The sequence below is a fragment of the Treponema endosymbiont of Eucomonympha sp. genome (assembly GCF_001028545.1).
This window is the reverse complement of sequence record NZ_BBPW01000007.1, coordinates 1-23,832: the sequence shown is the minus strand read 5'-3', so window position 1 is coordinate 23,832 and position 23,832 is coordinate 1. Positions and strand designations below refer to the sequence as shown.

23 protein-coding genes and 2 pseudogenes are annotated in these 23,832 nt (G+C 58.5%); 22 read left to right on the top strand and 3 right to left on the bottom strand.

Annotation, left to right across the window (positions count from 1 at the left end; genetic code table 11):
- Nucleotides 1–35: 35 nt before the first annotated feature.
- Nucleotides 36–242, bottom strand: coding sequence for a DNA-directed RNA polymerase subunit omega (locus AWU74_RS00875; protein WP_062326710.1), 207 nt, complete (start codon nt 240–242; stop codon nt 36–38).
- A 324-nt stretch (nt 243–566) separates the two neighbouring features.
- Here AWU74_RS00875 and AWU74_RS09745 point away from each other — a divergent pair.
- Nucleotides 567–1,323: pseudogene (locus AWU74_RS09745) on the top strand (IS5 family transposase).
- A gap of 5 nt (nt 1,324–1,328) precedes the next feature.
- Here the strand turns inward: AWU74_RS09745 and AWU74_RS00865 are convergent.
- Nucleotides 1,329–2,336, bottom strand: a complete 1,008-nt coding sequence (locus AWU74_RS00865) for a uroporphyrinogen decarboxylase family protein (protein WP_062326706.1) — start codon at nt 2,334–2,336, stop codon at nt 1,329–1,331.
- A 627-nt stretch (nt 2,337–2,963) separates the two neighbouring features.
- On the opposite strand from AWU74_RS00865, the gene AWU74_RS00855 reads away from it, so the two are divergent.
- Genes AWU74_RS00855 through AWU74_RS00845 form a run of 3 tightly spaced genes read left to right on the top strand, consistent with a single transcriptional unit; the run spans nt 2,964 to nt 6,856 of the window.
- Nucleotides 2,964–3,920 (top strand): TRAP transporter TatT component family protein, encoded by a 957-nt coding sequence (locus AWU74_RS00855; RefSeq protein ID WP_062326702.1) that lies wholly within the window; start codon nt 2,964–2,966, stop codon nt 3,918–3,920.
- A gap of 15 nt (nt 3,921–3,935) precedes the next feature.
- A complete protein-coding gene (gene dctP, locus AWU74_RS00850; protein WP_062326700.1) occupies nt 3,936–4,982 on the top strand; it encodes a TRAP transporter substrate-binding protein DctP in 1,047 nt (348 codons plus the stop codon).
- 5 nt (nt 4,983–4,987) lie between these two features.
- A complete protein-coding gene (locus tag AWU74_RS00845; protein WP_238580105.1) occupies nt 4,988–6,856 on the top strand; it encodes a TRAP transporter large permease subunit in 1,869 nt (622 codons plus the stop codon).
- A 141-nt stretch (nt 6,857–6,997) separates the two neighbouring features.
- Here AWU74_RS00845 and AWU74_RS00840 read toward each other — a convergent pair whose 3' ends face one another.
- Nucleotides 6,998–7,489: a hypothetical protein gene (locus AWU74_RS00840; RefSeq protein ID WP_162504605.1), complete on the bottom strand. Its 492-nt coding sequence runs from the start codon at nt 7,487–7,489 to the stop codon at nt 6,998–7,000.
- On the opposite strand from AWU74_RS00840, the gene AWU74_RS00835 reads away from it, so the two are divergent.
- From AWU74_RS00835 to AWU74_RS00755, 18 genes and pseudogenes are all read left to right on the top strand, one after another.
- Nucleotides 7,453–7,962, top strand: a complete 510-nt coding sequence (locus AWU74_RS00835) for a DNA-binding domain-containing protein (RefSeq protein WP_162504604.1) — start codon at nt 7,453–7,455, stop codon at nt 7,960–7,962. The genes AWU74_RS00840 and AWU74_RS00835 overlap by 37 nt on opposite strands.
- A 250-nt stretch (nt 7,963–8,212) precedes the next feature.
- Nucleotides 8,213–9,229, top strand: coding sequence for an ABC transporter substrate-binding protein (locus AWU74_RS00830; RefSeq protein ID WP_062326694.1), 1,017 nt, complete (start codon nt 8,213–8,215; stop codon nt 9,227–9,229).
- Between the two features lie 23 nt (nt 9,230–9,252).
- Entirely contained in the window at nt 9,253–10,128 is an 876-nt protein-coding gene (nifH, locus tag AWU74_RS00825) for a nitrogenase iron protein (RefSeq protein WP_062326692.1), read from the top strand.
- A 57-nt stretch (nt 10,129–10,185) separates the two neighbouring features.
- Nucleotides 10,186–10,359 (top strand): hypothetical protein, encoded by a 174-nt coding sequence (locus tag AWU74_RS12535; RefSeq protein ID WP_238580104.1) that lies wholly within the window; start codon nt 10,186–10,188, stop codon nt 10,357–10,359.
- Nucleotides 10,332–10,886: pseudogene (locus tag AWU74_RS13285) on the top strand (aminotransferase class I/II-fold pyridoxal phosphate-dependent enzyme); the annotation flags it as partial. The gene AWU74_RS12535 and the pseudogene AWU74_RS13285, both read left to right, overlap by 28 nt.
- An 82-nt stretch (nt 10,887–10,968) precedes the next feature.
- Entirely contained in the window at nt 10,969–11,385 is a 417-nt protein-coding gene (locus AWU74_RS13280) for a PLP-dependent transferase (protein ID WP_368853438.1), read from the top strand.
- Entirely contained in the window at nt 11,298–11,585 is a 288-nt protein-coding gene (locus tag AWU74_RS13275; RefSeq protein ID WP_368853437.1) for a PLP-dependent transferase, read from the top strand. Before AWU74_RS13280 ends, AWU74_RS13275 begins: the two co-directional genes overlap by 88 nt.
- Nucleotides 11,582–13,075, top strand: coding sequence for a nitrogenase component 1 (locus tag AWU74_RS00815; protein ID WP_062326689.1), 1,494 nt, complete (start codon nt 11,582–11,584; stop codon nt 13,073–13,075). Before AWU74_RS13275 ends, AWU74_RS00815 begins: the two co-directional genes overlap by 4 nt.
- The gene (locus AWU74_RS00810; RefSeq protein ID WP_062326721.1) at nt 13,063–14,397 is read left to right on the top strand and encodes a nitrogenase component 1; all 1,335 of its coding nucleotides are present in this window, start codon (nt 13,063–13,065) and stop codon (nt 14,395–14,397) included. The genes AWU74_RS00815 and AWU74_RS00810 overlap by 13 nt, the downstream gene beginning before the upstream one ends.
- A gap of 389 nt (nt 14,398–14,786) precedes the next feature.
- Nucleotides 14,787–15,677 (top strand): pyridoxal 5'-phosphate synthase lyase subunit PdxS, encoded by an 891-nt coding sequence (gene pdxS, locus AWU74_RS00800; RefSeq protein WP_059369179.1) that lies wholly within the window; start codon nt 14,787–14,789, stop codon nt 15,675–15,677.
- A gap of 3 nt (nt 15,678–15,680) precedes the next feature.
- A complete protein-coding gene (gene pdxT / locus AWU74_RS00795) occupies nt 15,681–16,277 on the top strand; it encodes a pyridoxal 5'-phosphate synthase glutaminase subunit PdxT (protein ID WP_162504603.1) in 597 nt (198 codons plus the stop codon).
- A gap of 565 nt (nt 16,278–16,842) precedes the next feature.
- A complete protein-coding gene (locus AWU74_RS00790) occupies nt 16,843–17,646 on the top strand; it encodes a transporter substrate-binding domain-containing protein (protein WP_162504602.1) in 804 nt (267 codons plus the stop codon).
- Between the two features lie 632 nt (nt 17,647–18,278).
- Nucleotides 18,279–19,054 (top strand): IS5 family transposase gene (locus AWU74_RS09740; protein ID WP_162504601.1). Its coding sequence is split into 2 segments (ribosomal slippage): nt 18,279–18,657 and nt 18,657–19,054, totalling 777 coding nucleotides; the frame shifts between segments, so codons are not numbered across the junction.
- A gap of 70 nt (nt 19,055–19,124) precedes the next feature.
- Nucleotides 19,125–19,928, top strand: a complete 804-nt coding sequence (locus AWU74_RS00775; protein ID WP_062326678.1) for a transporter substrate-binding domain-containing protein — start codon at nt 19,125–19,127, stop codon at nt 19,926–19,928.
- Nucleotides 19,929–20,314: 386 nt separating this feature from the next.
- Entirely contained in the window at nt 20,315–21,118 is an 804-nt protein-coding gene (locus AWU74_RS00770) for a transporter substrate-binding domain-containing protein (RefSeq protein ID WP_062326676.1), read from the top strand.
- Between the two features lie 476 nt (nt 21,119–21,594).
- Nucleotides 21,595–22,398, top strand: coding sequence for a transporter substrate-binding domain-containing protein (locus AWU74_RS00765; protein ID WP_062326674.1), 804 nt, complete (start codon nt 21,595–21,597; stop codon nt 22,396–22,398).
- Nucleotides 22,373–23,113, top strand: a complete 741-nt coding sequence (locus AWU74_RS00760; protein WP_162504597.1) for an amino acid ABC transporter permease — start codon at nt 22,373–22,375, stop codon at nt 23,111–23,113. Before AWU74_RS00765 ends, AWU74_RS00760 begins: the two co-directional genes overlap by 26 nt.
- Before the next feature lies 1 nt (nt 23,114).
- Nucleotides 23,115–23,801: an amino acid ABC transporter permease gene (locus AWU74_RS00755; protein WP_062326672.1), complete on the top strand. Its 687-nt coding sequence runs from the start codon at nt 23,115–23,117 to the stop codon at nt 23,799–23,801.
- The last annotated feature ends 31 nt before the right edge of the window (nt 23,802–23,832 follow it).

Below are 23,832 nucleotides of genomic sequence, written 5' to 3'. Positions count from 1 at the left end.
GCACGGAAGACACTTTCAATAAAAAACAGGTCTTTTTATTGCGGATTATGCTCGATACGGTACTGAACCTCTTTTGTAAAGATCTGTTTGGCAGCGATAGAAACAGCTTTGTCTGTACTTTCGTCGTCTTTATTATCCTCGTCGCGCAGCATGGAAATCTGGTAAGCGCGGCGGGTCGCCGCACACGTGATTTCATATATATTGCCGGTGAAATTAATCAATTCTTCTATCGGGAAAATCATAGCGGACTCCTTGTAAGATAATGAAACGGTAGTTTCCACGGCTGATGAGTGGTTAATTTATAGCGAAATCAACGCTTGCTGTCAAGAAACCGCAAAAAGGGGAAGCGAGATAAAATAAGAGGCGCGAAAAAGAACGAAGACGTCTATAGGCGCGATATAAAGAAACCCAGACATTCGGCTTTGCCGGACGCGGAACGCCGCCTATAGATGTCTTCCGCGCCGTACAATACGCCGGATTTGAGCGTGCCCGCTTCAAGCGCACCTAGGTAGTGTGGACTGGATAAAGGGAAAGAGGTAAAATAGGAGCATGAAAGAAAAGAAGGCATTCACCGGCACGATATAAGCGACGAGGCGTGGGAACGGATAAAAGACCTGCTGCCCGGACAGGCAGGGAAGCACGGGAGAGTGGCGAAAGACAACCGCCTGGTTTATCAACGCGGTAGCGTGGCAGACGCGTACAGGCGTTCCGTGGAGGGATATACCGCCAGAATTCGGGAACTGGAACAGCATACACAAGCGGTTTTGCTGCCGGCGAGATAAGGGAATATGGAGAATACTGGCGGACGCCGCAATAGGCGAGCCTGCCGTGGATATCCGTATGAGAGATTCGATGTATATCAAGGCACACGCGGACGCATGCGGAGCACAAGGCGGCAGTCAGGACATTAGCCGCACAAAAGGGGGCTGAACAGCAAGTTACATTTGGCAGTTGACGAGTACGGGATACCGGCAAGCGGCATTGTGACAAGCGGTACTGTCGCGGACTGCAGCCAGACGCCTCTCCTTATGGATGGTTTGGAGACGGAAGCGTTCCTCGCGGACAAGGCGTATGACACGAACGAGCTGCTCGGCATGCTTAAGGAAGCTGATATAACAGCCGTCATCCCCGGTTAAAAGCCGAAAAGAGCAGAGAGCGTACAGTCATGAGCTGTATCGGGCACGGCACGTCATTGAAAATATTTTCCGTGCCCTCAAGCGCCGGCGGGGAACCGCTACGCGCTACGCAAAGCTCACCGCTTCCTTCACCGCCGCTATTCATGTCAGGTGTTTATTCCTCTACCTTCCAGTCCACACTACCTAGTCCTTTTAAGAAACTCGGTCGTTCCCCGTGCGGGAAGCGTCGAGCGCCGCGGCTTTCGTCCGCACCCATTCCAGCCGCTCAAATGAAATATCGAGAGGCAGGGTGCAGTCCGCGCCTAGAATAATGCCCGTCGTTCCGGCGCAGCGCAACAGACGTTCCGTTTCGGCTTCGATTTCCGCTTTCGTGCCCTTATACAATACCGACTGCGCGGTATTCGCAAACCCGCCGATGACCGCGCTCCCGCCGAATAGTTTTTTGCCCTCCGCAAACGGTACGCCTTCCACGCCGACCGCCCAGTTGTACGCCTTTGCCCGATAGTCAGTCCACGCGGGCAGACGGTTCCGGCAGCCCGCGTAGCCGCAGATATGCAGAATGTTGTTTTCGCTAACGCGGTTCGCCGCGTCCAGCACGATTTTGTCGGCGGGATAAATATAGCGGCGATAGTCCTCGTCGCTGATTGCCGTGCTGTCGGGATTCTGCACGCTCAGGTAAACGCCGTCAGCTCCGCCCTGCACGACGGCGCATTCCGCCTGAGCCGCAAGCCCCGCCGCAACCCGCTGCAAGGCTTCCGACACCAGCGCGAAGTCCGTTTTGATATACCGCAGCAATGCGTCCTGACCGAGCAGGAATTTGAGCGTCGTCGCCGGACTGAACACGTTGTAGAAATAGCACGTGTTCGCTTGTAGCGAGACAACCTGCTTTACAAGCGACACCTGTTTCTGCACCCATTCGCAGCCGACGTCTACCGCCTGCAATTTGGCAAGGTCGTGTATGCCGGCGATTTCCCCCGCAGCCGGATAACGGAAAAACCCGTCGCTCATGATTTTCACCAAGTCCGGGCGAAAGCACTCGATAAACTTCCGGTGTCCGGCGATATTCCGCTCGAAGACGGCGGGGTCTTTCAGAGCGTCGGCTTTGTCTTCCTGCGGCAGAAAGTGGAACCAGAACCCGACCGGCACGCGCTCAACCGGCTGATTATTCAGCGCCCGCACTACCAATTCTTTGTTCGTCATAAAAGAGTGTCCTTATTGAGTGATTTATAAATGCTGCGCAAACCCTAGCGAACACAGTCGCGTTTGTCAACAAAATACGCAGAGACTCGGCGTTACGGGTCAGCCGCGCCACAGTCCGGCGGCTGCGACGGACGCTTCGAGCGGGTGCTGGAACTGAGCCGCCGCCGAACGCGAGCCTTCCTCGCGCATAGGTTAAGAGAAGCTCTGTACCATAATGCAGAGACGCTCTGCACTACGGTACAGAGATCTTCTGTACTATGGTGCAGAGGCTCTCTGTGGTCTGGTACAGAGACGCTCTGTGCTACAGTACAGACTCGCTCTGCATTATAGCACAGAGCCTCTCTGTTTTTTGCCCGTATTCCGGCACACAGGTTTTGCCTCTATACCTCGCCTATATGCTGCGGGTTTGCGAGGCAAACTCGGTAAGCGCTTTCCCTCTGCTTCTCTGTCTTACCTCTATGCCGAGTTTCCTCAAGAAACCGCCGCCCGCCTGCGGCGTGCTACCGAGTTTGCGCCGCTTCGCTTGCCGCAAACTCGCGGGATAAAGTACCGCCGCAAGGGTAACGCTAACGCCTTGACCGTTTGCCCCCACGCGCCTATAATCGGCTCATGCGTGTATCCCCTGTTTTGGCGGCGGGCTGCGCCGCGCTCCTCTCGCTCCCGTCGTGCGCGACAATAAAGCATTCGGCGGTTGACGCGGTTTCGACGGCGATCGCCGGATACGACAAAAAGGGCGTTCCGGTGGCGCGGCAAACGACTCCCGAAGCAGTGCTCGCCGTTACCGGCGAAACCGACACGACGCTTGCCGCGGGCTTTTTCCCCGCTGCGCTGAAACTCCACGACATGCTTCGCGCCTCGAACCCCGCGCATATCGGCTTTGCGGAAAGCACGGGGGCGTATCACGTCATATACGCCAATGCGTTCATCCAAGCCGACGCGGAGACGCTGCCGGTCTCACGCTACGACGAGCAGCGCGCCGAGTTCGCGCGGGCAAAAATGCACTACCTCCGCGGGCGCGACGATATCCTCGGCGCGCTCGGACGGAAATATCCGCGTTTCAGGGAAGACATAGCGAGTGGAGACGCTGCCAGAATCGGGCGGGCGGCGGCGCGGCTCTCCGCGGACGACGTGAACGCGGCGTATTGGGCGGGCGCGGGCTGGCTCGGCGCGTTTTCGCTCGACCCGCTGGACGACTCCCTGCTGGGGACGGCGAACGGCGCGGTCGCACTGCTTGAACGCGCCGCCGCGCTGGAGCCGGAGTACGGGAACGGGGCGGCGTGGAATGTGCTCTGCGCGTTTTATGCCGCCGCTCCGGCTGATTTCGGCGGGAATGCGGCGCGCGCGCGCTTCTGCTACGAGGAGAGCCTCCGCATTTCTAAGGGGAAGCTGCCCGACCCGTATGTGGTTTACGCGCAGTCGCTCTGCGTCCCCGCGAACGATTCCGCAGGCTTCGCCGAGGCGCTCGGCAAGGCGCTCGCGGTCAGCCCCGACGATATGCCCGACTCGCGGCTCTCGACGGTCATCATGCAGAAAAAGGCGCAGTGGCTGCTTGAGCATAGGGAAGATTATTTCATAGACTGGTAGGAAGGAGGCTCGGCTTTGAACAAAGCACAGGCGGCAGGAGCCGCGCTGGCTGTCTTTGCGGCGTTCGGCGCGGCGGCGCAGAAACAGACGATAAAAATCGCATCGGTCGCACCGAACCGTTCCCCCTGGGACGTCGAGCAGCGGAAGCTGGCACAGGAGTGGGCGCGGATTTCGGGCGGAGACGCGATGCTCCAGTTCTTCGACACACAGGCTATCGGCTCGGAGAACGGCGTCATACAAAAGCTCCGCGGCGCACGACCCGGTCAGCGGGCGCCGCTCGACGGTGCGGTGTTTACGTGCATAGGCATACACGAGCTCGCGCCCGAAGCCCATATCCTGACGCTCTGCGTCCCGTTCACGTTCAAGACTCAGGCGGAAGTCGACTACGTGCTGGAAGCGGTGTCGGGCGACATACAGAAAGCGGTGCAAAACAAAGGGTACGTGCTGCTGGGCTGCTTCGGCGTCGGCTGGATTTACTTCTCAACGAAGGAACCGGTGCGGACGCCGGAGAAGCTGAAAGACCTGCGGCTGGCTATGGGCGGCTTCGGCTCGCCGGAGTTCACCGCGGCGCTCAAAACCGCCGGATACAAGGTGGAGAATATCCCGCTGGATAAAATCTCGCAGAATATCAGAAGCCCCGGCGGCGTACAGGGCGTGTACGCGATTCCTATGTACACCTACGCGACGAAATACCACGAGACGCTCCGCTACGTGCTTGACCTGCCGATATGCCCGGTTTTTACGGCGTTCATTATGTCAGAGCCGGTGTGGGATTCGTTCTCCGCCCCATACCGCGCGCAGCTGCTTGAAGCGGTGAAGAAGTCCGAGCGGGTGTTTAGTTCCATGCAGCAGGAAACGGATGAGCATTACCTTGCGCTTATGGAACAAAGCGGGGTTACGCGCGCTGTGCCGACTGCCGCCGAACTCGCCGCGTGGGAAAAATCGTTCACCGAGGACGCGCAGAAGATGCTCGACGGCAACAACACCATACTCGACCGCGCGTTCTACCGCCGGATTCTGGCGCTGCTCGCCGAATACCGAAAGCAAAACGGCGGCGGCTGAGCGCAGTGCGCAAAACTCGCATAATGGGAACGCCGGTGTCGCATAAGATATTCGACAAGGCAGTCGACCGCGCCGCCGTTCTGCTGGTGTTTCTGCTGTCGCTTATCCCGCTGGCATTCAAGCTGCTTCAGGAACAGTTTTCCGTCATAATCTTCAACAGCGACGCCGTCGTCTCCAATATATTCTTTCTGTTCGCCTGCGCTGCGGGAATCATTACGTGGCGGAGTGGCAAGCATATCAGCCTCGCCTCGCTCTCGGACAGACTGTCCCCAAAAGCCCAAACCCTGACTCTGCAAATCAGGACGGGAATCGAATCTGCGGTGTTGACGGCGCTTTTTTTCGCGTCGTGCTCGCGCGTGTTTTCCGCCTTTGAGCCCGGAAGCACCGTCGCCGGAATCCCGCTTGCCGCCGTGTTCTCGGTATTACCGCTGACGTACCTTGCGCTCGCCGTTTCGCTCTGGCTCAGGAAGCCGCTTCGAGCGAGCGCGTTTCTCGGAGCGGCGGTCGGCTTGGTGGTTTCGGGCGGGACTCTTGCGAATGCATGGTACGTGCTGGCCTCTTCGGTGCCGCCGGTATTCGACGCGGTGAATGCCCGGTGGTGCATGTTTGCCGGACAGGCTACTGCGCCACTCATTCTGTTGCTCGTCGCGTCGGCGTTCTTCGGGGTACCGCTCTTCATCGTCCTGAGCGGAGTCGCCTATGTCGCATTCTCGCAAGGAGGCGGCTATGTCGATGTGCTGCCGCTCGAATCGTACCAGATGCTCACCGATAAAACCATTGCGGCGATTCCGCTGTTCACGATTACCGGTTACGTGTTGTCGCGAGGCAGTGCGGGGCGCCGTCTCGTCGACGTTTTCCGCGCGTGTTTCGGCTGGTTCCGGGGCGGGGCAATCGTCGCCGTCGTTGTCGTCGCCACGTTTTTCACCACGTTTACCGGTGTGTCGGGCGTTACGATTCTGGCGCTCGGCTCTCTGCTGACGGTACTCCTGACTGGCTCCGGTTATCCGCAAGACCGTGCGCGTTCCCTTGCAACCGCGTCGGGCGCAATAGGCTTGCTGTTCCCGCCGAGCGCGGCGGTTATCATGTACGGCTCGACGAATTACTTCTCGGTAGACATTGTGGCGCTCTTCAAAGGCGCGCTCATCCCCGGCTGCCTGCTGGCGCTCGGCACGATTTTCGTCGGCTTCCTATTCGATAAAAACGCTGCACGTCCGCCATTTTCCGCGCCCGAAGCGTTCACCGCGCTCAAAAACGCGGCGTTCGAGTTCCTCTTGCCGGTGTTCTTCTGCGTCGGCTACTTTACCGGCATATTCAGCTTGACCGAAAGCGCCGCATTCGCCGCGCTGTACGCCATATTCCTGACCGCCGTCGTCCGGCGCGACTTTTCCGGCAGGGAGGCGCTCCGCGTCGTCCTCGAAAGCATTCCGGTGTCGGGCGGCGTGCTCTTCATCCTCGCGTCGGCGCGGGGGCTTTCGTACTTTTTAATGGACGCGAACATTCCGGCGCAACTGTCCGAATTGGTGCTCCGCTATGTCAGCTCGAAATACGCATTCCTGCTGCTGCTGAACTTTGCGCTGATTGCGGTCGGCTGCCTTATGGACACATATTCGGCGATACTGATTGTGTCGCCGCTCGTCATTGCAGTTGCGGAGCCGTTCGGTCTTTCGCCGGTGCATACGGGCGTCATCTTTCTAATGAATATGCAGCTCGGCTTTCTGACGCCGCCGGTCGGAATGGACCTGTTCATCGCGTCCTACACGTTCAATGTCCCGGTCTTCCGCGTGATTCGCGGCGTTTTGCCATACCTTGCGGTGCAGTTCGCCGTTCTGCTGCTGGTAACGTATATCCCGTGGTTTTCAACCGCGCTACAGTAATTTATTCCCCGCTCATACCCATATCCCGCTCTTTCCAAATATTGACAAAAACCCTTGTCTACGCGGTAAGATATGCAACGAGGCAGGTATAAAAATGTGCATAGTTACAACAAAAATCTTCAAGAGCAGCAAACTTCCCCATTATTCACTGGTTTGCGATATAGCTGCAATTCCAAAAATAGTCAGCAAACCCGCCGATATCCAGTCGGCAACATTCCACCCTACAGCGACTTGGTCTAATGACTGCGCTTTCTGAAAACATTCCTGACAATCGTAATACGGAAGGTCGCTATATGCGTCGATATGTTCGTTTGTAAACAAACATTTAGTTTCCCCGTCGCTGCTTGTGCTAAAACTGCTGACATTTGAGGTTGAATATATGCTCTGAATGCTGGTATCCAATCTTTCGTCTATGATATAAAAATGCGTATACCCTCGCTCGGTGCCTATTTCTCCGCACCTGCCGAGCATATAAATTTCAACGTTTTCCGCGGAAGTAAGCTCGTTTCTAGACGTTCTGATTATTGCCATGTCTTTTCTTGACAATAGAATGTCTTTGTATGCTCCTTTATAGGTAGTCATGCACCCGGAAAGAAATTCGAGCAAGACTACGCCAGAAATTATTCTTTTCATTAACGCCCAAGACGCTCGGCGTGGAAAACGTCTGCGCCGCCGCGCTCGCGCGGGGAGGCATGACCGCCAAATTCGACCAGGCGGTCGAAATCGTCAACGCCTATTACACCGAAGCCGCGTACCAGCTTGCCGACGGCTACGCGGTCGAGAACAGCTATTACGGCGTCTATCCCAAAATCGACGGCACATTCGACAGCCCGCTGTCCGCCATAGATCCGGTGCGGAACAAAATCGAGTTCGCGTTCCGCGTGCTCCGCAAACTGCAGAAAGTCGCCGACGAGGTGCGGATAGACCTGCTGGGACTGGAGAATGTGGAAGGCTGCGTCGCCGAGGTGCTGGACGTTTCCAGCGGCTCCGTTGACCGGAACATCACTTCCGGCGGCATGGTCACCATAACGGGGCACAAAATTTCAGCAAAAATCTATCAAATACCGCGTATGCCTCTTGACATTATTCGCGTTATATTATATTAAATACTTGACGCTTGTAGGAATTATGAGCAACACCGTGTATCGACTGGTGTGTTTTCGGCGGCTCGGCAAACATGTTCCGTATACCCTTATAAGCAAGCGGGCTTGTTCGGAAATCCTGTCGGGTTCCGCTCAAACCCTGTGAAATGCCCAGCATTTTGCAGAACTTACGGTTGCTGTGCAGTAAACGGACGTTTCCGCACAGCTTTCTATTCATATACGGTACGGCGTTTCCGTACAGGAAGGAGTTGTTATGAAAAAACTGGCGGTTTTGGTCATCGGTGCGGCACTGATAAATGTGCCGAACGTGTGGGCAGCGAGCGCAAAAAAATCCGCTCTGGCGAAAGGGGATTATACGCTCAAAATCGGCGTGGGCGTTACGGCGGGGCTGTGTTCCGCGCCTTTCTTTATCGCCCGGGAAAAAGGCTTTTACAAAGAAGAGGGACTGAAGTACGAAGAGGTGAAAATTGACTCGGGGCAGGGTCCCCAGCTTTTGACCACCGGACAAGTCGACGTTACGAACAATCTGCTCGCCACGCTGATTCAGCCTATCGCCAATGGGCTGGACGTGCGGATTCCGCTAGGGCTGCATACCGGATGCATCAAAGTGATGGTCAGACCCGATTCGAGCATAAAGACTCCGGCAGACCTCAAAGGCAAGAAAATCGGCACGAGCAGCATGAACTCGAGCGGCACGGTGATTACCCAGCGGTATCTTGCAGAACTGGGAATCGGCGTGAGCACGAACCACCTTGAGGTGGAATGGCTCATTTATCCGTCTACGGAACTGCCGCTTGCGCTTGAACGCGGGCAGGTTGACGCGATTACCACCGAAGACCCCCGCGCGTGGATTATCGAGAACGAGGGCAAAGGCAGGGTGATTATCAACTCGGCGACCGACGACTACCTGAAAAACGAGTTCTGCTGCGTCCTCGTGGCGTCTGCCGCCGTGCTGGACAAGCATCCTGAGGTATTGGCGAAGTTTACGCGGGCTATTCAGAAAGCCGCACGCTACGTGCAGGAGAATCAGGAAGAAACCGCGCGGCTTATGGAAGAAAAGAGGTATGTCGCGGGCGACCCGGCGGTGAATGCCGCGATTCTGAAGACCTATAACTACCGCGCGTCGGTGAGCGAAGCGGAAACAGCGATTATCCGCAACGCGCGGGATTTGCAGCGAATCGGGCTGGTGGACAAGTCCGTCAACGTGGAAGCGCTGACACGGAATACCTTTGTGGCGCTGCCGGGCGTGCCAGATACGCTGTATAAATAAGGATCAATAGAAAGGAGTTCTGTGTGGCAAAGAAGATTAAGCAGATAGCGGTGTACGGGAAAGGCGGGATAGGGAAGTCGACGACGACTTCCAACCTGAGCGCAGCGCTTTCTGAAATGGGGCTGAAGGTTATGCAGTTCGGCTGCGACCCCAAGAGCGATTCGACGAACACGCTGCGCGACGGCAAGTATATCCCGACGGTGCTGGACACGCTGCGCGAAAAAGTGTCGGTCAAAGCGGGGGACGTCATTTTTATGGGTTTTAACGGCATTTACTGCGTGGAAGCGGGCGGTCCCGCGCCGGGCGTGGGCTGTGCGGGGCGCGGAATCATCACGGCGGTGGAACTGTTCAAGCAACAGAAAGTGTTTGAAGACCTCGACCTCGACGTGGTGATTTACGACGTGTTGGGCGACGTGGTGTGCGGCGGGTTCGCAATGCCGATACGCGAGGGCATCGCGGAGCACGTGTTTACCGTCTCGTCATCGGACTTTATGTCGGTATACGCGTCGAACAACCTGTTCAAGGGTATCGCCAAGTATTCGGCGTCGGGCGGCGCGCTTTTGGGCGGCGTGATTGCGAACTCCATAGGTTCGCCGTATTCCCGCGAAATCATCGACGACTTTGTGGCAAAGACGCACACGAAGGTGGTGGAATACGTGCCGCGCTCGGTTACCGTGACGCAGAGCGAGCTTCAGGGCAAGACGACGATAGAAGCCGCGCCCGAATCCGCGCAGGCAGGCGTGTACCGCTCGCTGGCAAAGAAGATTGCGGAGCACACGGCGTCGAAAACGCCCGCGCCGCTCGAAGTCAGCCAGCTTCGGGAGTGGGCTGCAAAGTGGGGCGACTATCTGCTTGCCCACGAGCAAGGCAAGATAAGCCCGCCGGGAGCGGCAATCTAGCCGGAACTGCGCTCGCTCTCGTGTGAGAGGATCTCTCACGTGCCGGCGAGAATTGTTTTGTCTTGCAGTGAAAATCCTGCTTGCCGTTCGGCGAGCGGGGCGCGCAATTGGAGACGGGGAGTTTGCATGGCTGACGCGGAATATCACTTCGACACGCTCAAAATCATGGTTGCGTATGACCCAAACGAGCACAATCAGGCGGGGTGTTCCCGCCGATTTATCAGACCGTAGCGTATGAGTTCCGCGACACGGCGCACGCGAGCAAACTGTTTACGTTCAGCGAGCCGGGTTTTTTGTACACCAGAGTGACCAACCCCACGGTGGACGTGCTGGGAAAACGCGTCGCCGCGCTCGACGGCGGCACGGCAGGCTTGGCGGTCGCGTCCGGAATGGCGGCGGCGATAATGTACACGCTGGCGGAAAACGGCGGGCGCATTCTGGCCAGCCTCTACCTTTACGGCGGAAGTACTGACGCTTTTCAGAAGCTGTTTCCCCAATTCGACGTTGCGTTTGACCAGTTGCCACATATCGACGACGCGAAGGCGCTGGAGCGGGACATTAAGCCGGATACCAAGGCGATTTTCGTTGAGACGGTGAGCAACCCGACCGTCGCGGTGGCTGACCTTGAGGTGCTTTCCGCGCTTGCCCATAAACACGGAATCCCGCTGGTGGTAGACAATACGTTCGCCACGCCGTATCTGCTCAACCCGATTAAGTACGGAGCGGATATCGTCGTCTATTCGGCGACGAAGGCGCTAAACGGACACGGCAACCTGATTGCGGACGTCATATATCGTGGAAAGCGGGAAGTTCCCGTGGGGCAACGGCAACTTCCCCCAGATGAAGGAAAACATCTACGTGCTGCGCGACCGCACGACGGGACGGGAGCGCAGCCCCCTGGAAATGTTCTCCGGCGCGACGTTCGTCACGCGGATACGCCTGCGTTATCTGAACTATTTCGGCGCGACGCTCAGCCCATTCGACGCATATCTTGCGCTCGTCGGAATCAAAACGCTGTCCGAGCGGGTGGCAAAGCAGGTGTCGAACGCGCAGAAGGTTATCGCGTATCTGGAACACAGTCCGCACGTTGCGTGGGTCAAACATCCGAGCGTCAAATCCAGCCCGTATACCGGCTTGGGCAAAAGCACCTGCCTAAAGGTGCGCCGGGCATGCTGTCGTTCGGATTCAAGGGTACGGTCGAGCAGAGCGAAACCTTCCTCGACGCGCTTAAGCTGTGGAGCTATCACGGCAACGTAGGCGACGCCCGTTCGCTGATTGTCAATTCGCCCAAATCAACGCACAGTGAACTGACGCCGGAAGAACAGAAGCTGGCGGATATAGAGCCGAACCTGCTCCGCATCTCGTTCGAGTTGGAAGACGCGGACGACCTGATTGCGGACTTAGACCGAGGGTTTGCGAAGGTCTCTAGGGCAAAAGGTGTAGGGCACGCCGCATGACCGAAGTCAACCTCAAAGCGTCCAGCGTGCCGGTGCGGGAAACCCGTCTCGGATCCATTACCGGCTATGCAGGCACGGCGCGGGAACTGGTCGGCGCAGCGCGGCAGGGCTGCCTGCAAGAAAAGCGGCGGTCGTTTAGCCAGTGCCTCGGCTGTTCCACCTCAAATGCGGCGTGTACCGTAGTGCTTATCCGTGACGCGGCGGTTATCAGCCACGGACCGGTCGGGTGCGCAGGCTGCTTGCACGAGTTTGCGTTTACCTACCGCGTGAACGGCGCGCACCGCGGCGTGTTTGAGCCGACCGAGCGGCGCATCTTCAGCACCGATATGAAAGAGCGCGACACCGTGTACGGGGGCAGCCAAAAACTTGCAGGCGCTATCCGGGAAGTGCACCGGCGGGTCAAGCCCAACGCCATATTCATTATTACGACCTGCGCGTCTGGCATCATCGGCGACGACGTGCAAATGGTTGCGGACGCGGGGGAGGCGGAAATCGGCATTCCGGTGGTAGCCATATTTTGCGAAGGTTTCCGCTCGCGCATTTGGACGAGCGGTTTTGACGCGGGCTATCACGGCATTGCACGGAAACTCATTAAACCGCCGCAGAAGAAGCAGAATGATTTGGTCAATGTTGTCAACTTTTGGGGAGCGGACTATATCGGGGCGTGGTTCAAGCGGCTGCGCCTTCGGGCGAATTACCTGACTCCTTTTGCGACGGTGGCGCAAATCGCCTCGTCGTCGGAAGCGCGGCTTACCATTCAGGTTTGCGCCACGCTGGGGTCGTATCTCGGCGCGGCGCTGGAACAGGAATTCGGCGTGCCGGAAATCAAGCTGTCCCCGCCTTATGGGGTTGCACAGAGCGAGCGGTGGTTCCGCGAACTCGGAAGGGTGACCGACAGGCAAGCGGAGGCAGAGATTTTCTTGCAGGAAGAGCGGGAACACTGGCTGCCGGAAATTGAAGCTCTGCGGAAGAAGCTTGCAGGAAAAACCGCTTACGTGACGGCGGGCGCGTCCCACGGGCATTCGCTGCTTGCCGTGCTGAAAGAACTAGGCGTGGAGCCGCTGGGCGCGGCGATTTTCCACCACGACCCGCTGTACGATAACGGCGTGGTTACGGCAGACACGCTGCAAAACGTAGTGAACGACTACGGCGATATTCCGCGCTACAACGTCTGCAATAAGCAGGAGTTCGAGTTGGCGAACATTCTGCGGCGCGTATGTCCTAATATCCTGCTGGCTCGGCACGGAGGCATGACGCTGTGGGGCGCAAAGTACGGCATTCCGTCACTGCTTATCGGAGACGAGCATTTCGGCATGGGATATGAAGGCGTCGTGCGCTACGGGAAGCGCATCCTTGAAACTATAGAGAACGACGAGTTCGTCAAAAACCTTGAGAAACACGCGGTCAACCCCTATTCCGACTGGTGGCTTCGGCAAGACCCTTTCACATTTCTGGGAGACGGCGCGGGAGATTGCGGGTGTCGGGAGTAATAGAGCAGCAGCGGTTTATGTGCGCCATAGGCGCAATGCAAACGGTGGTGGCGATTCCGAAAGCAGTACCTATCCTGCATTCCGGCCCGGGCTGCGGCACTATGGTCGCGGGGTTCTTTGAGCGTTCCACGGGCTATTCGGGCGGAAACACGGCACCCTGCACCAATGTGTCCGAGAATGAGGTGATTTTCGGCGGCGTGCAAAAGCTGGAAGAGCTTATCCGCCATACATACCAAGTGCTGAAAAGCGATTTTCAGGTAGTGCTGACCGGCTGCACCTCCGCGATTGTGGGGGACGACGTGCAGCAGGTGGCGAAGCAATTCGCGGAGGCGGGCAAGCCGCTCGTGTTTGCCGAGACTGCGGGCTTCAAAGGCACCAACTACGAGTCGCACAGCGTGGTGGTCAACGCGGTTATCGACCAGTTCGCAGACAAATATGCTGACCGCGCCGCGCCGCGCGACCCGAAGCTGGTGAACCTGTTTGCGTCGATTCCTTATCAGGACCCGTTCTGGAAGGGCAACCTTGAGGAATACAAACGGCTCATCGAAGGCATTGGTCTCAGGGTTAACGTGCTGTTCGGTCCCGGTTCAGCGGGCATTGCGGAATGGAAGACTGTCCCGCAAGCGGCATTCAGCGTGCTGATTTCCCCGTGGTATGGGTTGCCTATCGTGCAGCATTTGGAGGAGAAATACGGGCAGCCGTATTTTCGCTTTCCCTATGTGCCTATCGGCGGCAACGAATCGTCGCGCTTCCTGCGGGAGCTTGCGGTGTATGCGGGCAAGCACGGCGCGGATATCAACCTCGACGCGGCAGACGCGTTTATAAAGAAGGAAGAGGACGCTTTTTACGAGGAAATCGACAACCTTGCGACATTCCTGCTGGAGTTCCGTTACGGGCTGCCCGCGTTTGTGCATATCCTGCACGACGCGGGGTACGTACTGGGAATATCCAAGTTTCTGCTTCACGAGACGGGCATTGTGCCTAAAGAGCAGTTCGTTACGGACAAGGTGCCGGAGCAGTATCAGGCGGATATCCTGAAGATTGCCTCAGGCATTTCCTCCAAGCGGGAGGTGCCGGTGTTCTTTCAGCCGGACGGGGGGCTGGCGCAGGAAGCCATTCTGAACGCGGCGCATGAGGGGCGCGGGCTGATTATCGGGTGCGGCTGGGACAAGGATTTGGCGCGAAAGAAAAGCTATGACTTTTTGTCCGCCGCGCTGCCGTCGCCGTATCGGCTGGTAATGACCACGCCGTATGCGGGATACCGCGGAGGCTTGCGGCTTATCGAGGATATCTACAATCAGGCGCTGGCTACGTATCGGTGAGGGGAAAAAAAATGGCGGCGTCATCTCCGCGCGAAAAAGGAGGTGAACACGCAGGGAATCAGCCGCCCTGATGCAACGCACCAGCGAAGAGGACTATAGCATTATATATGCAATGAATGCAAGGGGCTGGAATTGCGGTTCCGGCAATCTTTGGCGGACAGAGACGCGGCGGACACGGGAAATAAGGCGGTATCCGCACCGGTTCGGGCAGTTCGTATTAAAAAACGCGCGTTTGCTTCTTGGAAAAACTCCCGCACCTTTTTGGAAGAGAAGCGTATGTTTTTCACGAGATGTGCGCTGCTTTTAGACAAACGCGTCTCCCTTGAATAAAGAGGCGCTCAAGTGCTTATATTTCTATACCATAAATAAACTTAAGCGGAGAAACAGTTATGGCGAATATTGAAACGGGGACGCTCACGGTAAAGCGCGGGCTTGCGGAAATGCTCAAGGGCGGCGTCATTATGGACGTGGTTACCCCTGAGCAGGCGCGGATTGCCGAGGCGGCGGGCGCCGTCGCGGTAATGGCGCTGGAGCGCGTGCCGTCCGACATTCGGGCGCAGGGCGGCGTAGCGCGCATGTCAGACCCCGAAATGATTTGCGGCATTCAGCGGGCGGTAACGATTCCGGTCATGGCGAAAGCCCGAATCGGGCACAGCGTTGAAGCCCGCGTGCTGGAGGCGCTGGACGTAGACTTTATCGACGAGAGCGAAGTCCTCACCCCCGCCGACGACCGCTATCATATCCTGAAGTCCGGCTTCAAGGTGCCCTTCGTCTGCGGCGCGTGCAATCTGGGCGAAGCTCTGCGGCGGATAGGGGAGGGCGCGGCGATGATACGCACCAAAGGCGAAGCCGGCACCGGCGACGTGCTTGAAGCCGTGCGGCATATACGGCAGGTCAGCGAGGAGATTCAGCGCGTGGCGAACGCCTCGCCGGAGGAACTGATGACCGTCGCCAAAGAACTCGGCGCGCCCTACGAACTGGTGCGGGAGGTGAAGACGCTGGGTCGGCTGCCGGTGGTCAACTTTGCGGCGGGCGGCATAGCGACCCCTGCCGACGCGGCGCTGTTAATGGAACTGGGCTGCGACGGCGTGTTCGTCGGTTCCGGCATATTCAAGTCGGACAACCCGGCAAAGCGGGCGAAGGCGATTGTCGAGGCGACGGCGCACTACAAGGACGCCAAGCTGATTGCCGAAGTGTCGAAGGGGCTGGGAGAAGCTATGCGCGGGCAGAGCGCGGAGCAGCTCGACGCAAAAGACAGGCTCGCCGGGCGCGGGTGGTAGCCGGTGCGAATCGGCATTCTGGCGTTGCAGGGCGCGGTGCGAGAACACCGAGTCATGCTTCGGCGGCTGGGCGTAGACGCGGCGGACGTGCTGAACACGGAGGATTTATGCGGCATAGACGGCTTGATTCTCCCCGGCGGCGAAAGCACGGCGATAGGGAAACTCCTGGCGCGCTACGCGCTGCTGGAACCTATTGCCGAACTGGGGCGGCGCGGCTTGCCCATATTCGGCACCTGCGCGGGGCTGATACTGCTGGCAAAGCATATAAACGGGAGCGAGCAGCCCCGTTTCGGCTTAATGGATGCGTGGGTGGAGCGCAACGCTTTCGGGCGGCAGTTAGCCAGCTTTGAAGCGGATATGCCTGTTCCCGCACTCGGCGGGGAGCCGTTCCGCATAATCTGCATCCGCGCTCCGTATATCGACCGGGTCGGCGCAGGGGCTGTGCCGCTTTTGAGCTATGAGGGCAAAATCCTCTTTGCCGAGCAGGGCAGCCTGCTCGCCGCGTCGTTCCACCCCGAATTGACCGGCGATACCCGAATCCACGAATACTTTATCAGCAGGGTCGCCGGTCGCGTCTCGGCGGCAGCGGGGCACGGTTAAGATATGGAGCGGAAGCCGCCGAGCCGGATACAGCGCATTCAGGGCGGTTATGGCTTGCCGTCATTGCGCGAGCGCCCAGCCAATATACGGCACCCGTTCGGGCATATAGGTTCGCGCCGATTGCGCTTTCGGGGCAGGGCAAGATATACTGCCCGCGGGGAAGGTTATCGGGAGCATTCGCAAAGCGGATTCCGCTGCGCTTGACGCGCCGCGAGTTCATGAATATGCTCGCATCCCGTCGGGCGCTAAAGGCGACTATGACGGGCTACATTCTAGGGTTTGGCTATTTGCTCCGAATCGCGCTGCCGTGCTGGGCAGCGCGATTCGGAGTTTCACGGAGACGGCGACGGGTGTCGCGTTTCTATTCGGCATTCTGTCCGCGCCGCGCCTGTGGCATTCGGCAAGCCTAACGGGTTTGCCTCTGTGCCGAGTTTCCTCAAGAAACTTGGACCTTACCCGTAAGGGTAACGCGGCGTTGCAGGAAAAGCGCGGGAAGACTACAGCCGTGCCTTTTGGCACGGCGCAATAACAAAATGTGCGCAAAGCACTGTATGGAGGCTACGGTATGAAAGCAACAAAGAGAATCATCGCGGCGGCGCTGGTATTCGCCGCCGCGCTGTCGGTGAACGCGGCGGGAAAAGCCAAGACCGGCAAGGCGAAGACGCAGGAAATCATCATCGGGGCGGGGTCGGCGTATAAGCCGTACTGGTATCTCGACGAAAACAACAAGCTGACTGGCTTTGAGAAGGCGCTTCTGGACGAAATCGACGCGCGGCACCCGGAGTTTACGCTCAAGTATCAGGTGCAGGATTTTGCCAACATTCTCCTGTCGCTGGAGTCGGGCAAAATCGATATTGCGGTGCACCAGTACGAATACAACATAGAGCGGGCGCAGAAATACCTGTACGGCACGGTCGGCTACACCACGTTCCCCCAGCATTTGGGCGTGCGCGAGAACGACTTCAGCATAAACTCGTTTGAAGACCTGAAAGGCAAAACGGTGGTGCTGACCAGCACGACGGCGAACGCGTACTACGTGACGAACAAGTGGAACGAGGATCACGGGCGTCCGTTCAAAATCATCTTCGAGTCGACCTTCGCCCTCGCGTGCGAGGATATCGCGTCGGGCAAGGCGGACGCGATAGTGTCTATGATCCGCAACCTTGAAAGCTTCAACAAGGAATACAACGCGCACCTCCGCATCGTGCAGCCGCTGGTGAACGCCTCGGACACATACTACCTGTTCAACAAAAAGGCGGGCGCGGGACTGCAGAAAACCTTTGACGCGGCGCTGAAAGAGCTGAAAGACGACGGCACGATGAAGAAGCTTTCCCTTGAGTGGCTGGGCGGCGACTTCACCGCCAAGTGAGAGGCGTTCGGCGGTAGCCGAACGACCGAGTTTCTTGAGGAAACTCGGCAGAGAGGCAAAGCCGCGCCGCGCTCGTGCGTCCATATCAGAGCCTCTGATACGGGCGGCAGAGAGGCAGCGGCGATACCCGTGCGTAGCGCGGGTATCGTCCGAGTTTCTTGAAGAAACTCGGCATATAAGCAAAGGCAGCGCGCGGAACAGAGGCGCTGTCTAGAGCGGAACAGAGGCGCTGTCTAGAGCGGAACAGAGGCGCTGTCTAGAGCGGAACAGAGGCGCTGTCTAGAGCGGAACAGAGGCGCTGTCTAGAGCGGAACAGAGGCGCTGTCTAGAGCAGGACAGAGGCGCTGTCTAGAGCGGGACAGAGGCGCTGTCTAGAGCGGGACAGAGACACTGTTCTAGCCTAACGAGAGGCTCTCGTGTGGGCGAACGAGAGGCTCTCGTGTGGGCGAACGAGAGGCTCTCGTGTGGGCGGACGAGAGGCTCTCGTGTGGGCGGACGAGAGGCTCTCGTGTGGAGTAACGAGCGGTTTTGCTATATGCCGTTACCCGTAAGGGTAACGCGGGATTGCGCGGAAAGCGCGGGAACACTAGGCAGTGTGGACTGGATAAGGGAAAAGAGGTAAAATGGGAAGCATGAAAGAAAATGAAGGCATTCATCGGCACGATATAAGCGACGAGGCGTGGGAACGGATAAAAGAACTGCTGCCCGGACAGGCAGGGAAGCACGGGGGAGTGGCGAAAGACAACCGCTTGTTTATTAACGCGGTAGCGTGGCAGACGCGCACGGGCGCTCCGTGGAGGGATATACCGCCAGAATTCGGGAACTGGAACAGCATACACAAGCGGTTTTGCCGCTGGCGGGATAAGGGAATATGGAAAATGCTGGCGGATACCGCAATAGGCGAGCCTGCCGGGGATATCTTTATGATAGATTCGACGTATATCAAGGCACACGCGGACGCATGCGGGGCACAAGTCGGCACTCAGGACATTAGCCGCACAAAAGGGGGCTGAACAGCAAATTGCACTTGGTAGTCGACGAGTACGGAATACCGGCAGGCGGCATTGTGACAAGCGGTACTATCGCGGATTGTAATCAAGCGCCTCTCCTTATGGAGAATTTGGAAGCGGAAGCGTTTCTTGCGGACAAAGCGTATGACACGAACGAACTGCTCGATATGCTTAAGGAAGCGGATATAGCAGCCGTCATCCCTCCGGTTAAAAGCCGGAAAGAGCAAAGAGCGTACAGTCATGAGCTGTATCGGGCACGGCACGTCATTGAAAATGTCTTCCGTGCCCTCAAGCGCTGGCGGGGAATTGCTACGCGCTACGCAAAGCTCACCGCTTCCTTCATCGCCGCCATTCATGTCAGGTGTTTATTCCTCTATCTTCCAGTCCACACTACCTAGAATGACGCCGCGCCAAAAGGCGCGGCATACTAATGCAAAACGTGCGTACAGCACTTTAGGAGGCTACGGTATGAAAGCAGCACAGAGAATCATCGCAGCGGCGCTGGCATTCGCCGCGGCGCTGTCGGCGAACGCGGCGGGAAGCGCCAAGAGCAACAAGGGGAAGCCGCGCGAAATCGTCGTCGGGGCGGGGTCGGCGTACAGGCCGTACTGGTACCTCGACGAACACAACAAGCTGACCGGCTTCGAGAAGGCGCTTCTGGACGAGATCGACGCGCGGCACCCGGAGTTCACGCTCAGGTATCAGATTATGGACTTCCCCAACATTCTCCTGTCGCTGGAGTCGGACAAAATCGACGTTGCGGCGCACCAGTACGAATACAACGTCGAGCGGGCGCAAAAGTATCTGTACGGCGCGGAGGGCTACACCACGTATCCCCTGCATCTGGGCGTGCGCGATACCGACTCCAGCATAAACTCGTTCGCCGACCTGAAGGGAAAGACGGTCGTGCTGACAACCACGACGGCGAATGAGTACTACGTGACGAACAAGTGGAACGAGGAGCACGGGCGCCCGTTCAAAATCATCTTTGAGTCGACCACCGCCCTTCTATTCGAGGCTCTCGCGTCGGGCAGGGCGGACGCAACGGTGTCCATGATTCGCAACCTTGAACGCAGGAACAAGGAATACAACGCGCACGTCCGGATAGTGGAGCCGGCGGTGTACAGTTCAGACGCGGCGTACCTGTTCAACAAACAGAAGGGCGCGGAACTGCGGGACACCTTCGACGCGACGCTGCGGGAACTGAAGGACGACGGCACGCTGAAGAAGCTTTCCCTGAAGTGGCTGGGCGGCGACTTCACCGCCAAGTGACGGGCGTTCCCCGCAGGGAACGTCCGAGTTTCTTTGAAAGAACTCGGCATAGAGGCAAAGGCAGCGCGCGGAACAGAGGCACTGTCTAGAGCGGAACAGAGGCGCTGTCTAGAGCGGAACAGAGACACTGTTCTAGCCTAACGAGAGGCTCTCGTGTGGGCGAACGAGAGGCTCTCGTGTGGGCGGACGAGAGGCTCTCGTGTGGGCGGACGAGAGGCTCTCGTGTGGAGTAACGAGAGCCTCTCGTTAGGAGTAATGAGAGGTTTTGCTATATGCCGTTGCCCGCAAGGGTAACGCGGGATTGCGCGGAAAGCGCGGGAACACTAGAATGACGCCGCGCCAAAAGGCGCGGCATACTAATGCACAGCACTTTAGGAGGCTACGGTATGAAAGCAACAAAGAGAATCATCGCGGCGGCGCTGGCATTCGCCGCGGCATTGTCGGCGAACGCGGCGGGAAGCGCCAAGACCGGCAAGGGGAAGCCGCGCGAAATCGTCGTCGGGGCGGGGTCGGCGTACAGGCCGTACTGGTACCTCGACGAACACAACAAGCTGACCGGCTTCGAGAAGGCGGTGCTGGACGAAATCGACGCGCGGCACCCGGAGTTCACGCTCAGGTATCAGATTATGGACTTCCCCAACATTCTCCTGTCGCTGGAGTCGGACAAAATCGACGTTGCGGCGCACCAGTACGAATACAACGTCGAGCGGGCGCAAAAGTATCTGTACGGCGCGGAGGGCTACACCACGTATCCCCTGCACCTGGGCGTGCGCGAGAACGACTCCAGCATAAACTCGTTCGCCGACCTGAAGGGAAAGACGGTCGTGCTGACAACCACGACGGCGAATGAGTACTACGTGACGAACAAGTGGAACGAGGAGCACGGGCGCCCGTTCAAAATCATCTTTGAGTCGACCACCGCCCTTCTATTCGAGGCTCTCGCGTCGGGCAGGGCGGACGCAACGGTGTCCATGATTCGCAACCTTGAACGCAGGAACAAGGAATACAACGCGCACGTCCGGATAGTGGAGCCGGCGGTGTACAGTTCAGACGCGGCGTACCTGTTCAACAAAAAGAAGGGCGCGGAACTGCGGGACACCTTCGACGCGACGCTGCGAGAGCTGAAGGACGACGGCACGCTGAAGAAGCTTTCCCTTGAGTGGCTGGGCGGCGACTTTACCGCCAAGTGAGAGGCGTTCGGCGGTAGCCGAACGACCGAGTTTCTTGAGGAAACTCGGCATAGAGGCAAAGCCGCGCCGCGCTCGTGCGTCCATATCAGAGCCTCTGATACGGGCGGCAGAGAGGCAGCGGCGATACCCGTGCGTAGCGCGGGTATCGTCCGAGTTTCTTGAAGAAACTCGGCATATAAGCAAAGGCAGCGCGCGGAACAGAGGCGCTGTCTAGAGCGGAACAGAGGCGCTGTCTAGAGCGGAACAGAGGCGCTGTCTAGAGCGGGACAGAGACACTGTTCTAGCCTAACGAGAGGCTCTCGTGTGGGCGGACGAGAGGCTCTCGTGTGGAGTAACGAGCGGTTTTGCTATATGCCGTTACCCGTAAGGGCAACGCGGGATTGCGCGGAACGGGCGGGAACACTAGAATGACGCCGCGCCAAAAGGCGCGGCATACTAATGCAAAACGTGCGTACAGCACTTTAGGAGGCTACGGCATGAAAACAGCACAGAGAATCGCGGCGGCGGCGCTGGCATTCGCGGCGGCATTGTCGGCGAACGCGGCGGGAAGCGCCAAGAGCAACAAGGGGAAGCCGCGCGAAATCGTCGTCGGGGCGGGGTCGGCGTACAGACCGTACTGGTACCTCGACGAACACAACAAGCTGACCGGCTTCGAGAAGGCACTGCTGGACGAGATCGACGCGCGGCATCCGGAGTTCACGCTCAGGTATCAGATTATGGACTTCCCCAACATTCTCCTGTCGCTGGAGGCGGACAAAATCGACGTGGCGGCGCACCAGTATGAGTTCAACACCGAGCGGGCGCAGAAATACCTGTACGGCGCGGAGGGCTACACCACGTTTCCCCTGCACCTGGGCGTGCGCGATACCGACCTCAGCATAAACTCGTTCGCCGACCTGAAGGGCAAGACGGCGGTGTGTGTCGGCACGACGAACAACGCGTACTACATAACGAACAAGTGGAACGAGGAGCACGGTCGCCCGTTCAAAATCATCTTCGAGGCAACCGCCGCCCTTGCGTGCGAGGCTATCGCGTCGGGCAAGGCGGACGCTATGGTGGCTATGATTCGCAACCTTGAAAACTGGAACAGGGAATACAACGCGCACCTCCGCGTTGTGGAGCCGGCGGTGTACAGTTCAGACGCGGCGTACCTGTTCAACAAACAGAAGGGCGCGGAACTGCGGGACACCTTCGACGCGGCGCTGCGGGAGCTGAAGGACGACGGCACGCTGAAGAAGCTTTCCCTGAAGTGGCTTGGCGGCGACTTCACCGCCAAGTGACGGAATGCGCTTTTTTAGCTGGGAGGCGTTCATCAGGGTGCTGCCGCGGCTCGCGGGGCGCGTGCCGGTAACGCTGGGGATAACGGCGGGGGCATTCGCCGCGGGCTTCGCCCTTTCGCTGGTGCTGGCGGCGGTGCAGGTGTACCGCGTGCCCGTGGCGAATCAGTTTGCGCGGGTGTATATCTCGTTTGCGCGGGGGACTCCGGTGCTGATACAGCTTCTGATCTGCAACCTCGCGCTGCCGGGCGCCATCTGGGGAATTACCGGCGTAAACGTGGGGCGGTACTGGAACCCGGTGTCATTCGTGATCATCGCCTACGCGCTGAACGTCGCCGCCTTTCTGTCGGAGACGCTGCGGGCGGGGATATCCGGCGTGGGCGCGGGGCAGCAGGAAGCGGCGTTCTCCGTCGGGCTGACCGAGGTGCAGGCGCTGCGCTTTGTGCTGTTCCCGCAGGCCTTCCGCATAGCCCTGCCCGGAATCGCAAACAACCTGTCCGGGCTGCTGAAGGACACGTCGCTCGCCTACAGCGCGGCGGGGGTGCTCGACGTTATGGGCATGGTTACGACGAACGCCGCGGCGACATACCGCGAGCTTGAGGGCTACGTGGGCGCGGCTATCGTCTTCTTCGCGCTCTGCCTGCTGCTGGAATGGGGAATGCGGCTGCTGTCGGCGCGGCTCAGCGTCGGTACCGCCGCCGTCAAACAGGGAGGATAGCGTGGGACTTTCGTTCGACCCGTCGTTTTTTCTGTATGAGCTGGGCGTCGCGGTGTCCTACCTCCCCGTCGTCGCGCTTCTGAGCGGCGTCCCCTTGCTGGGCGGCCTTGCGCTGGGGACCTTCTTTGCGCTGTGCCGCGTGTACCGCGTCCCGTTCTGGCAGAAGTTCGCGCAGGGCTACGTCGTCGTCATGCGCTCCGTACCGATGCTGCTCCAAATGTTCCTCGCCTATTTCTTTATGAAGGCGGTGTACGGGGCGCTCAGCCTGTCCGCCGCCGATATGGACAAGACGGCGATAGTTACCGCCTCGCTCACGCTGAACGCGGCGGGCTTCCTGTCCGAGGGGGTGCGTTCCGCGCTCCTGTCGGTGGAACGCGGGCAGCAGGAAGCGGGGGAGTCCGTGGGGCTGACCCAAATGCAGATCATCCGCTGCCTCGTGCTGCCCCAGTGCCTGCCGGTGGCGGTGCCGGTCGTCGGGCAGGGTTTTATCAGCATTATCAAAGGCTCCGCCGCGGCGTACCTTCTGGGCGTCATCGAGATGATACAGGGCACCGCGATGAAGACGGCGGGGAACTACCGCTATCTTGAAGCGTACTGCGCGACGGCGATCATCTACTGGGGGCTGACGATGCTTGTGGAACGGCTCACGTTCGCGCTGGAGCGGAAGGTCCGGCGCCACGCCGGATAAAGGGGAGGGGATATGATCAGGCTTCGGAACG